This window comes from Rhodococcus sp. JS3073 (assembly GCF_026810085.1).
GTDB classification, from domain to species: Bacteria; Actinomycetota; Actinomycetes; order Mycobacteriales; family Mycobacteriaceae; genus Rhodococcus_F; species Rhodococcus_F wratislaviensis.
In genome coordinates this window covers 706,353-720,555 of record NZ_CP113951.1, presented here as the reverse complement: position 1 = coordinate 720,555, position 14,203 = coordinate 706,353, and the positions used below count along the sequence as shown (strand labels likewise).

Sequence of the window (14,203 nt, the reverse complement as noted above, 5' to 3'; positions counted from 1 at the left end):
GTCGAACAAGTCTGCGGCGAGAGCCACGGCGAATCCGCCCGCCGCCACCCGTGTGATGGGGCTTGCGATCATCGTGCTGAGCGGGCTGCAGATGATGGTGGTCCTCGACGGCACCGTCGCCAACCTGGCGCTCGCGCCGCTGCAGGCCGATCTCGGTCTCAGCGACAGCGGCCGCAACTGGGTACTGACGTCCTACGCGCTGGCATTCGGTGGCCTCATGCTCCTCGGCGGACGGCTCGGCGACGCATTCGGCCGGAAGAAGATGTTCGTCGGCGGTGTCGCCCTGTTCACCGTCGCCTCGCTGCTGTGCGGTCTCGCGGTGGGCGAGTTCATGCTGATCGCCGCCCGGTTCCTGCAGGGTGTCGGCGCCGCGGTGGCGTCCCCGACGGCGCTGGCCCTGGTCGCGACCACGTTCGCGGCCGGACCTGCGCGTAACCAGGCCATCGCGATCTTCGCGGCCATGACGGGCATCGGGTCGATCGCGGGTCTGATCATCGGCGGCGCCCTCACCGAGGTGTCCTGGCGCCTGATCTTCCTCATCAACGTCCCCATCGGTGTCGTCATCGTGGGGTGCGCGTTCGTGGCGTTGAAGGAGACCGCGGGCGAGCGCCTGGCTCTCGACGTTCCCGGTGCGGTTCTCGCCACCGTCGCGGCGACTGGCGTCGTGTTCGCGCTCACCGAGGGTCCGGAACTCGGCTGGGGGAGTCCGTACGTGATCGGCGCGCTCGTCGTCGGTCTGCTGCTGTTCTGCGCATTCCTGTACGTCGAACGGACCGCCGACAACCCGCTGCTGCCGTTCTCCCTGTTCCGCGACAAGAACCGGGTGGCGACGCTCGTCGCGATCTTCTTCGCCGGTGCCGTCATGTTCACGGTCGCCGCCTTCGTCGCGTTGTTCGTCCAGGACATTCTCGGTTACAGCCCCCTCGAGGCGGGCCTTGCGTTCATCCCGTTCGCGTTCGGCCTCGGCGGCGCGGCCGCGGTGGCGTCCAAGCTCGCCGTGCGGATCCAGCCCCGATGGCTCGTGGTCGCCGGCGCCGCGATCATGGTGGTCGGGCTGCTCTACGGCTCGACCCTCGACAGTTCCGCCACCTACCTCGGCAACCTGTTCGTGCCGGTCATCGGGATCGGATTCGGTGTCGGACTCGCCGTCGTCCCGCTCCCGCTGTGCGCCATCGCCGGAGTGTCCGAGACGGAGATCGGTCCGCTCGCCGCCATCGCCCAGGTGGCGCAGACCCTCGGCGGACCCCTCGCCCTGGCCGTCATCGGGGCGATGGCCACCTCGCGGACGTTGTCCCTCGGCGGCGTCTCCGGCAAGGTCGCCGACATGAATCCGACGCAACTCGAGGCGCTCGGCAACGGGTACACCTTCGCCCTCGTCGGCAGCGCCGGCTGCGCCCTCATCGCGGGACTGGCCGCGATGTTCATCCGCTTCACCCCGCAACAGGTCGCGCAGGCGCAGGCCGCCGAGAAGGCCGCGCAACAGGCGTGAACGCGGTCCGGCCCGGTTTCGGCCCGGTTGTCGGACGCCGTCTATAGCATCCGGTCATGGACTACAAAATCGAGCTGATCATTCTGCCGGTGTCCGACGTGGACCGGGCCAAGGCGTTCTACGCCGACCAGGTCGGCTTCGTCGTCGACCACGACCACCGCGTGAACGAGAACGTGCGTTTCGTCCAGCTCACACCGCCCGGTTCGGCATGCTCGATCGCCGTCGGCGAGGGCCTCGTCGACACCCCGCCCGGCTCGGTGCACGGGTTGCAGATCGTCATCGACGACGCCGATGCCGCCCACGCCGAGCTGTCGGCCCGCGGCGTTCCGGTCAGCGAGGTTCAGGACCTCGCGTGGGGGCGCTTCGTGTACTTCGCCGACCCCGACGGCAACGAGTGGGCGCTGCAGCAGCTTCCGCCACGCAGCTGACCCGGCGGCCGGTCGCAGGATTCGGCCTGCCTTCGCGCGACGAGCGGCGCATGATGGTCCTGTGGTCACGCCCTCCCGCACGTCCGTCACGGGGGCAGCCGCGGTGGGCCTGCTCCTCGCTGCCTGCGTAGCCGGGGGATCGGCCGTCGCCGCGCCTGCGCCCGCGGCACCGGATCCTCGCGTCGGTCCGCTGTTCCTGGCCGGCACGCCCATCCACGTCTGCACCGGATCGGTTCTGGACAGCGCGGACGGCGACCTCGTCCTCACCGCCGCCCACTGCATCGCGGGGTCCGGGGGCGCGCTGTCGTTCGCGCCCGGATTCGATCGCGGCGTGGCCCCGTTCGGACTGTGGACGGTGTCCCAGATCTATGTCGACCCCGCCTGGCTGGAGTCGCAGGACCCGCAGCACGACTACGCCGTGCTCCGGGTGGCCCCGAGCGGAACCACCGTGCCGTCGTCCGTCGAATCGGTGGTCGGTGGGGGATTCGAGTTGGCGTCCGCGCCGGAACCCGCGACCACCGTGGCCGTGACCGGCTACCCGACCCTCGCCGACGGTCCGGTGTCGTGCACCGCCGCGACCACGTCGACGGACAGCTATCCCACGGTGATCTGCGACGGTCTCGGCGAGGGAACGAGCGGCGGTCCGTGGGTCACGGGTTCGCGGGTCGTCGCGCTCGTCGGCGGCCTCGACCACGGCGGGTGCACCGATTCGGTGTCCTACTCGCCGACGTTCGGTTCCGGAACGCTCGCGCTGCTGGACCGCGCGGAGCGCCGCGGTGCCGGCGACTCGACACCGTTCGCCCTCGCCGGCGCCTGCACCCGATCCTGACCGACCGTGTCAGCGTGGCGCGGGCCGGTAGCGGCGGACGGGTCTGCCGGCGCCCCCGTACTCGAGCCGGACCTCCAGCAGACCCTCGGACAGGTAGTGCTCGAGGTAACGGCGCACGCTGACCCGGGACAGTCCGGCGAGTTCGGCGCATTCGGTCGACGACAGCTCGCCCTTCGACCGCAGGATGTCGAGCACCAGGCGCCCGGTTTCGGCGCTGAGCCCCTTCGGGAGCCGGCTCGGCTCCGGATTCTTGCCCTTGCCCCCGAACAGGGAGTCGATCAGGGATTGGTCTGCGCCGGACTGTGATTCGAGGGCGCGGGCACGGCGCCGGAAGTTCTCGAGCTTCTCCTGCAGCTGCGTGTAGTCGAACGGTTTGACCAGATAATCGGAGGCGCCGCCGTGCAGTGCGCGGCTGACGGTGTCGATCTCCCGGGCGGCGGTGATCATGATGACGCCGACGGCGTTGCCCTCCGCGCGCAGTCGTTGCAGGACGTCGAGGCCGGACATGTCCGGCAGGTACACGTCGAGGAGCACGAGGTCGGGGTGTGCGGTGCGCACCGATTCGAGGGCCTCGGCGGCGGTCCGCGCCACGCCGACGGTGGTGAACCCCGGTGTCTTGTCGACGAATCGGCGATGGATCTCCGCGACCATGAAGTCGTCGTCGACGACCAGGACCTCATACATCGCCACGCCGTCCCGTCATGATCGGAGAGTCTAGCTACGCGGTACGTGGACGGTGAACAAGGCACCGCCGGTGCCGGGTGCGTCCGAGACGGCCGCGGACCCGCCGTGCTGGGAGCTGACGAGACGGACCAGGGCGAGCCCGATTCCGCGGCCACCGGGCGTGCCCGGCTTCGACGTGACCCCGCGCGAGAAGATCTCCTCCCGCATCGTTTCGGGAACTCCGGGGCCGGAATCGGCGACCTCGATGAGGATGCCGTCGTCGTCGGTGATCCGGATCGAGATCCGCGCGTCCCGGCCACCCTCGGACACGTCGACGGCATTGTCGATGAGGTTGCCGAGGACGGTGATGACGTCGGTGGCGAGTTCGGGGTCGAGGGCGTGCAGGTGCGAGTCGGGTTCCAATGTCAGCGCTACCCCGGTCTCGGCGGCGAGCGACGTCTTCGCGATCAGCAACGCGGCGACGGCCGGGTCGGAGATGCGTTGCGTGACAGCATCACTGATCTCGGCGCGGCGCCGGGTGAGAGTGCCGACGAAGTCGGTGACAGCGTCGTAGTCACCGAGCTGCGTCAGGCCCGAGATCGTGTGCAGCTGGTTGGCGAACTCGTGTGTCTGCGCCCGCAGGGTGTCGGTGACACTCTTGTGCGAGGACAGCTGGCTCTGCATGGATGCCAGTTCGGTGCTGTCGCGCATCGTGGTGACGGTGCCGATCTTGTGCCCCTGGCTGGTGGCCGCGCGCCTGCTCAGCGCGAGCATGCGCGTCGACGTCGACAGCACCACGTCGCGGCCGTCCTCCCCGTTGAGGAGGTATTGCCGGACGGCGGGGTCGAGCGCGACGTCGTCGACGTGCCGGCCGACGGCGTCGTCGGTGAGGTCGAGCAGTTCCTGGGCGCTGTCGTTGAGCACGGTGATCACCCCGTCCGGGTTCACCGCGACCACACCCTCGCGGATGCTGTGCAACAGGGCCTCGCGATGGTCGGCAAGGCTTGCGATCTCGGCGATTTCGAGTCCACGGGTGTGGGTCTTGATCCGGCGCGAGAGCAGCCACGAGCCGAGAAGCCCGAGACCGGCACCGATTCCGAGATACAGGAGCAGGCGCGCCCCCGCGCTGCTGAGCAGATCCCAGACGGACGGGTAGTCGTCGCTGACGGTGACGACCGCGAGGACGTCCCCGGTGGCGGACAGGATCGGGACGTGCCCGACGATGGCGCGGCGTCCGTCGACGTCCACGTCGCCCGACCAGGCCCGCCCCGTCATCACGTCGCTGGCGCCGAGTTCCGCGGCCACCCCGAGCCGTGTCGGATCGGACGACACGGTCACCGCCCCGTTCGGCGCGACGATCTCGGCGAGTGTGGCGCCCGACAGGTTGACGGCGCGATCGACTTCGGGGGCCAGCACGCGCTCGACCGAGCGGTCCGACAGCTGGTCGCGCACCACCGGCGTCGACGCCACGTTCTCGGCCACCGCGATCATGCGCTGCCCCTGGAGGTCGCGGAACTCCACGGTCGACTGGTGGACCGACACGGCGGCCACCGCGAGCAGCACGACGCCGACGACGACGAGCTGGAGGAGCAGGACCTGGCCCGCGAGGCTACGCACGCGGGGATGAAGTGGTGACCACAATGAACTTAAGTTCCGTTTCGTTCGCATAGGTGACGTGCATCACCCCTGAGGTTCAGTATTGCGGAAGATCACATTCATGGCGAAATGAGGAACGATGTCGAGAACAGGTAGCGGGAGCAGGGTACGCGCGCTGCTCCTGCTCGCGCTCGTAGGCCTCCTCGTGGCCGGCTGCGGGGTCACCCGCGGCGAGGACGAGGGCCTGCACAGGGTGCGGATGATGGTTCCGAACAGTCCGGGCGGCGGCTACGACCTCACGGCGCGGACCGCGGTGAAGATCATGGAAGACGAGGGCATCACCGGCCGCGTCGAGGTCTTCAACGTGATCGGCGCAGGTGGAACGGTCGCCATGGCCAGGCTGATGAACGAGGCCGGCAACGACGACCTCATGATGATGATGGGCCTGGGCGTCGTCGGCGCCGGCTACACCAACGGATCCACCGCACGCGTCTCCGAGGCCACCGCGCTGGCGAAGGTGGTCGAGGAGCAGGAGGGCATCCTCGTGCCCGCGGATTCACCGTTGCAGACCATCGACGACTTCGTGGCCGCATGGCGCGCCGACCCGGCGTCGATCACCATCGGCGGCGGTTCCTCGCCCGGCGGTCCCGACCACCTGTTCCCGATGGAGACGGCGCGCGCGGTCGGAGTGGACCCGAACGCGGTGAACTACGTGTCCTACGACGGCGGCGGCGACCTGCTGACGGCCCTTCTCGGCCAGAAGATCACCGCAGGCACGTCGGGACTCGGCGAGTACGTAGACCAGATCGAGGCCGGCCAGGTCCGGGTCCTCGCGGTGTCGGGGAACGAGCGGGTCGAAGGAATCGACGCGCCGACGCTCACGGAGGCCGGCGTGGACCTGACCTTCACCAACTGGCGGGGAATCCTGGCGCCGCCCGGACTGTCCGACGGCGCAAAGGCCGACATGGTCGAGGCGCTCGAAAAGTTGCACGACACACCGGAATGGAAGGAGGCCCTGGTGAAGAACGGTTGGAGTGACGCCTTCACGACGGGACCGGAGTTCGAGCAGTTCCTCCGGGACCAGGACGAGCGGGTCTCGTCCACCCTGGCCGAATTGGGGCTGACATGACCGCGCCCGCAGAACCGTCCGCCGTCTCCGCGGACACGGCCCCGGCACCGAAGCGGCGGGACTACGCACAGTTCGTCGTCTGCGCGGTGATGGCCGTGATCGGGGTGTTCCTCGTCGTCGACGCACTGTCGCTCAGCGACGGTTTCGCGAAGGTCGACCCGGTGGGCCCGCGGCTGTTCCCGCTCGTCATCGGCGGGGGATTGCTGGTCTTCGCCGGGGTGCTCGCCGTCGCGATCCTGCGGGGCTCCACCGGGGAAGCCGACAGCGGCGAGGACGTCGATCCGGAGTCCCCGGGCGACTGGAAGACGGTGGGCCTGCTCGTCGGGTTGTTCGTGGTGACCATCGCGCTCGTCGACTTCCTGGGCTGGGCGATCATCGGCACCGTCCTGTTCGCCGGGGCCGCAACCATTCTGGGCAGCCGCCACTGGGTGCGGAACATCGCCATCGGGGCCGTGCTCGGATTCGGCAGCTTCTACGCGTTCTACGTCGGGCTCGGAATACCGCTGCCCGCAGGCATTCTGGACGGAATTCTCTGACATGGACAATCTGAACTGGCTGCTGCAGGGGTTCGAGCAAGCAGCCACCCCCATGAATCTGCTGTACGCGTGCATCGGCGTCCTCCTCGGCACGGCGGTCGGCGTTCTCCCGGGCATCGGACCGGCCATGACCGTGGCCCTCCTGCTTCCCGTCACCTACAACGTCAGCCCGAGCGCCGCGTTCATCATGTTCGCCGGCATCTACTACGGCGGCATGTACGGCGGGTCGACGACGTCGATCCTGCTGAACACACCGGGGGAGTCGTCGTCGGTGATCACGGCGATCGAGGGCAACAAGATGGCGAAAGCAGGCAGGGCCGCGCAGGCCCTGGCGACCGCCGCGATCGGGTCGTTCGTCGCCGGGTCGATCGGCACGATGCTCCTGGTGCTGTTCGCGCCCATGGTGTCGAGTTTCGCGGTCACCCTCGGAGCCCCGTCCTACCTCGCGATCATGCTGCTCGCGCTCGTGGCCGTCACGGCCGTCCTCGGAACCTCGAAGCTCCGCGGATGCATCTCCCTGCTGCTCGGTCTCGCGATCGGGTTGGTCGGCATCGACTTCCTCACCGGCCAGCCGCGTGCCACGTTCGGCATCCCGCAGCTGTCCGACGGGATCGACATCGTCGTCGTCGCGGTCGCCGTGTTCGCACTCGGTGAGGCGCTCTGGGTGGCCGCTCACCTCCGCCGCAAGCCGGCCGAGGTCATTCCCGTCGGCAGGCCGTGGATGGGAAAGAAAGACTGGAAGCGTTCGTGGAAACCGTGGCTGCGGGGTACCGCGTACGGATTCCCGTTCGGCGCACTACCCGCAGGCGGCGCCGAACTGCCCACCTTCCTCTCCTACATCACCGAGAAGAAACTGTCGAAGCACAAGGACGAATTCGGCAAGGGCGCCATCGAAGGTGTCGCGGGGCCGGAGGCGGCCAACAACGCGTCGGCGGCAGGCACACTGGTGCCGATGCTGTCGCTGGGCCTGCCGACCAACGCCACGGCCGCGGTCATGCTGACGGCGTTCGTGTCGTACGGGATCCAGCCGGGCCCGACACTGTTCGAGAAGGAACCGCTGCTGATCTGGACGCTGATCGCGAGCCTGTTCATCGGCAACTTCCTGCTCCTGGTGCTCAACCTTCCGCTCGCACCGCTGTGGGCGAAACTGCTCCGCACACCGCGCCCCTACCTCTACGCGGGCATCCTGTTCTTCGCCGCGCTGGGCGCGTTCGCCGTCAACCTCCAGTGGCTCGACCTCGCGCTGCTGCTGACATTCGGGCTGATGGGGCTGATGATGCGGAGGTTCGGGCTGCCGGTGCTGCCGCTCATCATCGGCGTCATCCTCGGACCGCGCATCGAACGGCAACTGCGGCAGAGCCTGCAACTCGGCGGCGGTGACTGGGGCAGCCTGTTCACCGAGCCCGTCGCGATCATCGTCTATATCGTGATCGCAGTGCTCCTCATCGCACCCCTCGTCGCCAAGGTCGTCCGCGCGCACTACCCCGTCGCGGCGCCCGACTTCCCCGACGGACCGGCCGGTGGCGACTCCACCGACACCAGAGAGAAGGCACACGCATGATCGTCGTCGGATACACCCCCGACCAGTTCGGAGGCGCGGCCCTCGAACACGGCGTCGCGGAGGCGCAGCTGCGCGGGACGTCGCTGCTCGTGATCAACACGTCGAAGGGTGACTCCCTCGCCGACCAGTCGTTCGCCGACAACGCGCACCTCCAGGAACTCGAAGGCAAGCTGGCCGCGAGCGGGGTCGACCACGAGGTCCGGCAGATCGTGGGAGACGAGACCGTCGACGTGATTCTCGAGGCCATGACGGCGCCCAGCGCGGAACTGCTCGTGATCGGCATCCGCGACCGCACCCCGGTCGGGAAGCTCCTGATGGGCAGCACGGCCCAGCGCCTGCTGCTGTCGTGCCGCAAACCGGTCCTGGCAGTCAAGCCCGAATGAAGCTCCTGTGAGTACTTATTAACCGCCCGCGGTTAATAAGTACTCACAGGTCAGTCGGTGAGGATGATCAGCTCGCGGTCCGACGCCACCTCGACGCGCAGGCCGGCCTTCGACGCCACCCGCGCCACCCCGCGCACGTCCTGGGGTTCGGCGCGGGAGACGGTGAGCGCGCGTGCCAGCAGACCCTTGTGGTGCTTGTTGAAATGACTGACGACGGTGCGGGTGCCGTCCGGTTTCTCGGTGAGCACGGTGGCGATCACGGCCTCGGGGATCGGTCCGAGTTGCTGGTACGTCCCCGACCGCAGGTCGACGACGAGGCCGTCCGCTTCCGCGGCGATCGCCCGGCTCAGTTCCGGCTTCCACAACGCCCGGAGAGTGCCCAGCCCGGGCAGCTTCGATCCGCCCGACAGCCGGTAGGCGGGGATCAGATCACCGGCGCGCACCGCACCGAACAGCGCGGAACCCATCGCCAGACGCGACAACGCCTTGGACTTCTGCGCCTTGGTGAACGACTTCGCGTCGAGCGCATCGAACAGCACACCGGTGTAACGCTCGAGTGCGGGCCGGGTGGGGGAGACCCACAGTTTGGCGTTCCGCTCGATCTCGTCGGCCTGGGTGGGACCGAGGCCGAGCGCGAGCTGCGACGCCTCCCCGTCCGCGGCCAGCGCGACCAGCGCCTGGACCAGCACTTCGCGGGTTTCGGTGAGCTGCGGCATCGACAGCTCGGCCAGGTCGAGGGGCGCGTCGGCACCGCCGTCGGACTTGGTTTCGGAGGGAGGAAGTAACACCAGCACGCACGAAACCCTACCGACGCGCCCGGCCCCGTCCCAGCCGACTATTCTGGTATCCCGTGATTACCCGCCTGTCCCACCTGTTCCTCCGCACTCTGCGCGACGACCCCGCCGACGCCGAGGTCCCCAGCCACAAGCTGCTGGTCCGCGCCGGTTATGTGCGTCGCATCGCGCCCGGCGTCTACTCGTGGTTGCCGCTGGGTCTGCGCGTGTTGCGTGAGGTCGAGCGGGTGGTGCGGGAAGAGATGAACGGCATCGGTGCCCAGGAGATCTCCCTGCCCGCACTGCTGCCGCGCGAACCGTACGAGGCGTCCAACCGCTGGACCGAGTACGGCGACGGACTGTTCCGGCTGAAGGACCGCAAGGGCGGCGACTACCTGCTCGGCCCCACCCACGAAGAACTGTTCGCGCTCACCGTCAAGGGCGAGTACAACTCGTACAAGGATTTCCCGGTCACCCTGTACCAGGTGCAGACCAAGTACCGCGACGAGGAGCGCCCGCGGGCCGGCATTCTCCGCGGCCGCGAGTTCGTCATGAAGGACTCGTACTCCTTCGACCTCACCGACGAAGGACTCACCGAGTCGTACCGGGCGCACCGCGACGCCTACGAGCGCATCTTCAGCCGCCTCGGCGTCAAGTACGTGATCGTGTCGGCGACGTCCGGTGCGATGGGTGGCAGCGCGTCGGAGGAGTTCCTCGCCGAGAGCGAGATCGGTGAGGACACGTACGTCCGCTGCCTCGAGTCGGGCTACGCCGCCAACGTCGAGGCCGTGAAGACGCTGGCTCCCGAGGCCGTCCCGTTCGACGGACTGCCTGCAGCGAAGGTGCACGACACCCCGGACACCCCCACGATCGCGACGCTCGTCGACTGGGCCAACGGCGCCGACCTGGGCCGGACCGTCACCGCCGCGGACACCCTGAAGAACATCCTGGTCAAGACGCGGCAGCCCGGTGGCAAGTGGGAACTGCTCGGCATCGGTGTTCCCGGCGACCGCGAGGTGGACGACAAGCGTCTCGGCGCGTCCCTCGAGCCCGCGGAGTTCGAACTGCTCACGGAGGCCGACTTCGCGGCCAACCCCTTCCTGGTCAAGGGCTACATCGGGCCGAAGGCGCTGCAAGCCAACGGTGTTCGTTATCTCGTCGACCCGCGGATCGTCGACGGCACCAGCTGGATCACCGGAGCCGACGAGAAGGGCAAGCACGTGGTGGGGCTCGTCGCGGGCCGCGACTTCATCCCGGACGGCACCATCGAGGCCGCCGAGGTCCGCGACGGCGACCCGTCACCCGACGGCGCCGGTGCGCTCGTCGCGGCCCGGGGAATCGAGATCGGTCACGTCTTCCAACTCGGCCGCAAGTACACCGACGTGTTCTCCGTGGACGTGCTCGGCGAGAACGGCAAGCCCGTTCGCCCGACCATGGGCTCCTACGGCGTGGGCGTCTCCCGCCTCGTCGCCGTGATCGCGGAACAGCACCACGACGAGAAGGGTCTCCGCTGGCCGGCCGAGGTGTCGCCCGCGGACGTGCACGTGGTGATCGCCAACAAGGACGAGACGGCCCGCGAAGGCGCTGAGGGACTCGCCGCCGAACTCGACAAGGCCGGTCTCGAGGTGATCCTCGACGATCGCAAGGCGTCGCCCGGTGTGAAGTTCAAGGACTCCGAACTGCTCGGTGTCCCGCTGGTCGTGGTCGTCGGCCGCGGCTGGGGCGAGGGCAAGGTGGAGGTCCGCGACCGCTTCACCGGCGAGAGCCGCGAGGTGGCCGCCGAGTCCGCGCTGAGCGAGATCGTCGAGACCGTCAGGGGCTGATCAAACCGCCCCACGCCTTTCGTCCGGACTGTTAGCTTGGCCTGACACGTCCGGACGAAAGGCCTGCTGTGACGAATTCCCTGCTGTTCGATCCGACCTCCTACGATCCCGAGCATTTCGATCCGGAGACACGCAGACTGCTGCGGGCGCTGATCGAGTGGTTCGAGTCGCGGGGCAAGAAGCGGCTGCTCGAGGACGATCTCGAGGCCGTGTGGCCCGACGACTTCCTGGAGTTCGTGAAACGGGAGAAGCTGTTCGCGAAGTTCCTCACGCCTGCCGACCTGGCGGGCGGCGACCCGGACAAGCGCTGGGACGCCGCACGCAACGCCGCCCTCAGTGAAATCTTCGGTTTCTACGGTCTGGCGTACTGGTACGCGTGGCAGGTGACCATCCTGGGTCTCGGCCCCATCTGGATGAGCGGGAACCGCGCTGCGAAGGAACGCGCCGCGACGCTCCTCGACGACGGCGGGGTGCTGGCGTTCGGGCTGTCGGAGAAGGAACACGGCGCGGACGTCTACTCGACGGACATGCTGCTGACCCCTGCGGAGAATGATACGGGCCGCGCGTTCACCGCGAGCGGCGACAAGTACTACATCGGCAACGGCAACGTTGCGGGCATGGTGTCGGTGTTCGGCAGGCGCACCGATGTGGAGGGCAGCGACGGGTACGTCTTCTTCGTCGCGGACAGCCGTCACCCGGCATACCACCTGCAGGGCAATGTGGTGCACGGCCAGATGTACGTCAGCACGTTCCGGCTCGAGGACTACCCGGTGCGGGAAGAGGACATCCTCCACACCGGGGTCGCCGCGTTCGAGGCGGCGCTGAACACGGTCAACGTCGGCAAGTTCAACCTGTGCACGGGATCGATCGGGATCTCCGAGCACGCGTTCTACGAGTCGATCACCCACGCGCACAACAGAATTCTGTACGGCAACCCCGTCACCGACTTCGCGCACGTGCGCGGAAACTTCGTCGACGCCTACAGCCGGCTGATCGCGATGAAGCTGTTCAGTGCACGCTCCGTCGACTATTTCCGCAGCGCGAGTCTCGACGATCGCCGGTACCTGCTGTTCAACCCGATGACGAAGGCGAAGGTCACCTCCGAAGGGGAGAAGGTGATCGCGCTCCTGCACGACGTGATCGCGGCGAAGGGCTACGAGAAGAACACCTACTTCCGCGAGGCCGCCCAGCTGATCGGCACCCTGCCGAAGCTCGAGGGCACGGTCCACGTCAACGTCGGCCTCATCCTCAAGTTCATGCCGAACTACCTGCTCAACCCGGCGGAGTACCCGGAGATCGGCACCCGGCTCGACTCCGCCGACGATGCCTTCTTCTGGGCCCAGGGCCCGACCCGCGGTGCCGGCAAGATTCAGTTCCACGACTGGACGAAGACCTACGAGGCGCACTCGGACATCCCCAATGTGGCCCGGTTCCACGAGCAGGCGACCGCGCTGAGGGAACTGCTCACCACCGCCCCGCCCGACGCGTCGCAGCAGAAGGATCTCGACTTCCTGCTCGACCTCGGGCACCTGTTCTCGCTCGTGGTCTACGGGCACCTGATTCTCGAGCAGGCCGCAATCGCCGGGATCGACCGCGACCTGATCGACCAGATCTTCGACTTCCAGATCCGCGACTTCTCCGGATATGCCGTTGCGCTGCACGGTAAATCGTCTGCCACCGAGGCTCAGCAGAAGTGGGCGCTCGGCGCGATTCGCCGCCCGGTGGTGGACGCGGAACGTTTCTCACGGGTGTGGGCGCAGGTGGAGAACTACGACGGCGCGTACGAAATGCGGCCGTAGACAGCGCTCTAGGGGGGTGGGGTGGCGTCATCCCTCGGGGTGCCGGTTGCGCCCCCTGGGGTACCTGTCCGGGTGGGTGAAATCGGCGCATTCTTATGTGGCAAGCAAAACCCCACCCCCACAGAAAGATCCACACATGGCACACACCCTCAAGCGCACCCTTTCCGCTCTCGCCATCGCGGGCTTCGCCCTCACAGCGGGAGCAGGAATCGCCTCGGCCGACCCCGCTGGTGGAGGCGGCGGTGCCGGGGCTCCGGGTAGTTCGCAGGGCGGCGCAGGCGGCGCCGGCGGGAGCGCCAACGGCGGCTCCGCAAACGGTAACGTCGACAACTCCGGTGGCGTCATCATCGGTGGCGCAGCGGTCGGAGACGGTGCGACCGTCAACACGAACGTCGGGAACGGCGGCAGTGCCAACGGCGGCAACGCCAACGGCGGCAATGGTGGCAGCGGTGGTCCTGCCACCGGTGGTGCGGGTGGCGCCGGCGGCGCAGGCGCCGGGGACAGCACCGAAAACTGCTCGTTCATCTTCTGCTTCTGACCGAGTTGTGATTGCGCGATCTTCCTGAAGTTCGAGGGGCCGCCACCCGCGGGTGCCGGCCCCTCGGCGTCAGTTCTGCCCCCGTCTCCCCGGCACCACCCACTGTGAAAGGTTCTTTCATGTCGATGTCCTTCGACTTCTCCACTGCTCTGACACGCACGGGCGCCACCGTCGCCGCCGCATTCTTCGTCCTCGCCGCAGGCGCCGGCATCGCGTCGGCGGCACCCGATGCCCCCGCCGATGACCCCTCGGTGAGCAACCTCGCGCCCGGACAGAACCCTCAGGGCGGCACCGTGACGATCGGCGGAGCGGCTGTCGGCACCGTGATCGCCATCGACGGCATCAACGCCGGTCCGGACGGCGCGAGCGTCGGAGGCTACGACTTCGGCGGCGGCCAGGGGCAACCCTGGGGGTGACGGAATTCGCACTCCAGGGTGTCTGGTTGCGCCGACGCGGGCGCCGCATCCTGAAGTGGTAGTAGAGAATACCCTCCAGTCGCGAGCGGACCGGACAGGTCGATTCGTCGCGGCGAGGACCCCGGAACCGGAACTCACGAGGCGAAGATTCCGGGGTCCTCTCGAACTGGCACTCTCGGGTGTCGAGTGCTAAATTAGCGATGCACAGTGAATCTGGCTGCCCGTCGGGGTGGCGGGCGC

The 14,203-nt window shown here is 68.2% G+C and carries 14 protein-coding genes; 11 read left to right on the top strand and 3 right to left on the bottom strand.

Annotation, left to right across the window (positions count from 1 at the left end; translation table 11 throughout):
• Positions 1-55: 55 nt before the first annotated feature.
• The 3 genes from OYT95_RS03465 (at position 56) to OYT95_RS03455 (ending at position 2,746) form a co-directional block, all read left to right on the top strand.
• Entirely contained in the window at positions 56-1,489 is a 1,434-nt protein-coding gene (locus OYT95_RS03465; RefSeq protein WP_052033819.1) for an MFS transporter, read from the top strand.
• Between the two features lie 56 nt (positions 1,490-1,545).
• Complete coding sequence (locus tag OYT95_RS03460) at positions 1,546-1,917, top strand: glyoxalase superfamily protein (protein WP_005240620.1); 372 nt, start codon at positions 1,546-1,548, stop codon at positions 1,915-1,917.
• A 61-nt stretch (positions 1,918-1,978) separates the two neighbouring features.
• Positions 1,979-2,746 (top strand): trypsin-like serine peptidase, encoded by a 768-nt coding sequence (locus tag OYT95_RS03455; RefSeq protein WP_037245659.1) that lies wholly within the window; start codon positions 1,979-1,981, stop codon positions 2,744-2,746.
• A 9-nt stretch (positions 2,747-2,755) separates the two neighbouring features.
• Here the strand turns inward: OYT95_RS03455 and OYT95_RS03450 are convergent, their stop codons facing one another.
• Together OYT95_RS03450 and OYT95_RS03445 are read right to left on the bottom strand one after the other, a co-directional pair.
• Positions 2,756-3,430 (bottom strand): response regulator, encoded by a 675-nt coding sequence (locus tag OYT95_RS03450; RefSeq protein ID WP_025432363.1) that lies wholly within the window; start codon positions 3,428-3,430, stop codon positions 2,756-2,758.
• A 30-nt stretch (positions 3,431-3,460) separates the two neighbouring features.
• Entirely contained in the window at positions 3,461-5,077 is a 1,617-nt protein-coding gene (locus OYT95_RS03445; RefSeq protein ID WP_052033820.1) for a sensor histidine kinase, read from the bottom strand.
• 67 nt (positions 5,078-5,144) lie between these two features.
• Between OYT95_RS03445 and OYT95_RS03440 the strand changes: the two genes are divergently transcribed.
• From OYT95_RS03440 to OYT95_RS03425, 4 genes are read left to right on the top strand one after another with little or no spacing between them, the layout of a single operon-like run.
• Positions 5,145-6,134, top strand: coding sequence for a Bug family tripartite tricarboxylate transporter substrate binding protein (locus OYT95_RS03440; RefSeq protein ID WP_005259246.1), 990 nt, complete (start codon positions 5,145-5,147; stop codon positions 6,132-6,134).
• Positions 6,131-6,670, top strand: coding sequence for a tripartite tricarboxylate transporter TctB family protein (locus OYT95_RS03435; protein ID WP_037245665.1), 540 nt, complete (start codon positions 6,131-6,133; stop codon positions 6,668-6,670). Before OYT95_RS03440 ends, OYT95_RS03435 begins: the two co-directional genes overlap by 4 nt.
• Position 6,671: 1 nt before the next feature.
• On the top strand, positions 6,672-8,231 hold the full coding sequence (locus tag OYT95_RS03430; protein WP_009479789.1) for a tripartite tricarboxylate transporter permease: 1,560 nt from the start codon (positions 6,672-6,674) through the stop codon (positions 8,229-8,231).
• Positions 8,228-8,614: a universal stress protein gene (locus OYT95_RS03425; protein ID WP_037245669.1), complete on the top strand. Its 387-nt coding sequence runs from the start codon at positions 8,228-8,230 to the stop codon at positions 8,612-8,614. The genes OYT95_RS03430 and OYT95_RS03425 overlap by 4 nt, the downstream gene beginning before the upstream one ends.
• Positions 8,615-8,664: 50 nt before the next feature.
• On the opposite strand, the gene yaaA is transcribed toward OYT95_RS03425, so the two are convergent.
• Positions 8,665-9,408, bottom strand: a complete 744-nt coding sequence (gene yaaA, locus OYT95_RS03420) for a peroxide stress protein YaaA (protein WP_005565339.1) — start codon at positions 9,406-9,408, stop codon at positions 8,665-8,667.
• Positions 9,409-9,464: 56 nt separating this feature from the next.
• Between yaaA and OYT95_RS03415 the strand changes: the two genes are divergently transcribed.
• The 4 genes from OYT95_RS03415 (at position 9,465) to OYT95_RS03400 (ending at position 13,963) form a co-directional block, all read left to right on the top strand.
• Complete coding sequence (locus OYT95_RS03415; protein WP_037245673.1) at positions 9,465-11,210, top strand: proline--tRNA ligase; 1,746 nt, start codon at positions 9,465-9,467, stop codon at positions 11,208-11,210.
• Between the two features lie 68 nt (positions 11,211-11,278).
• A complete protein-coding gene (locus OYT95_RS03410) occupies positions 11,279-13,009 on the top strand; it encodes an acyl-CoA dehydrogenase family protein (RefSeq protein WP_037245676.1) in 1,731 nt (576 codons plus the stop codon).
• A gap of 136 nt (positions 13,010-13,145) precedes the next feature.
• The gene (locus tag OYT95_RS03405; protein ID WP_037245679.1) at positions 13,146-13,547 is read left to right on the top strand and encodes a hypothetical protein; all 402 of its coding nucleotides are present in this window, start codon (positions 13,146-13,148) and stop codon (positions 13,545-13,547) included.
• Between the two features lie 119 nt (positions 13,548-13,666).
• A complete protein-coding gene (locus OYT95_RS03400) occupies positions 13,667-13,963 on the top strand; it encodes a hypothetical protein (protein WP_037245682.1) in 297 nt (98 codons plus the stop codon).
• Positions 13,964-14,203: the final 240 nt, after the last annotated feature.

What these genes read in the sequence shown, in the direction of transcription:
- OYT95_RS03465 (WP_052033819.1), top strand. Translation starts at nt 56, where the DNA reads ATGGGGCTTGCGATCATCGTGCTGAGCGGGCTGCAGATGATGGTGGTC.
- OYT95_RS03430 (WP_009479789.1), top strand. Translation starts at nt 6,672, where the DNA reads ATGGACAATCTGAACTGGCTGCTGCAGGGGTTCGAGCAAGCAGCCACC.
- OYT95_RS03445 (WP_052033820.1), bottom strand. Translation starts at nt 5,077, where the DNA reads ATGCGAACGAAACGGAACTTAAGTTCATTGTGGTCACCACTTCATCCC.
- OYT95_RS03400 (WP_037245682.1), top strand. Translation starts at nt 13,667, where the DNA reads ATGTCGATGTCCTTCGACTTCTCCACTGCTCTGACACGCACGGGCGCC.
- OYT95_RS03425 (WP_037245669.1), top strand. Translation starts at nt 8,228, where the DNA reads ATGATCGTCGTCGGATACACCCCCGACCAGTTCGGAGGCGCGGCCCTC.
- OYT95_RS03450 (WP_025432363.1), bottom strand. Translation starts at nt 3,430, where the DNA reads ATGTATGAGGTCCTGGTCGTCGACGACGACTTCATGGTCGCGGAGATC.
- OYT95_RS03460 (WP_005240620.1), top strand. Translation starts at nt 1,546, where the DNA reads ATGGACTACAAAATCGAGCTGATCATTCTGCCGGTGTCCGACGTGGAC.
- OYT95_RS03440 (WP_005259246.1), top strand. Translation starts at nt 5,145, where the DNA reads ATGTCGAGAACAGGTAGCGGGAGCAGGGTACGCGCGCTGCTCCTGCTC.
- OYT95_RS03405 (WP_037245679.1), top strand. Translation starts at nt 13,146, where the DNA reads ATGGCACACACCCTCAAGCGCACCCTTTCCGCTCTCGCCATCGCGGGC.
- OYT95_RS03435 (WP_037245665.1), top strand. Translation starts at nt 6,131, where the DNA reads ATGACCGCGCCCGCAGAACCGTCCGCCGTCTCCGCGGACACGGCCCCG.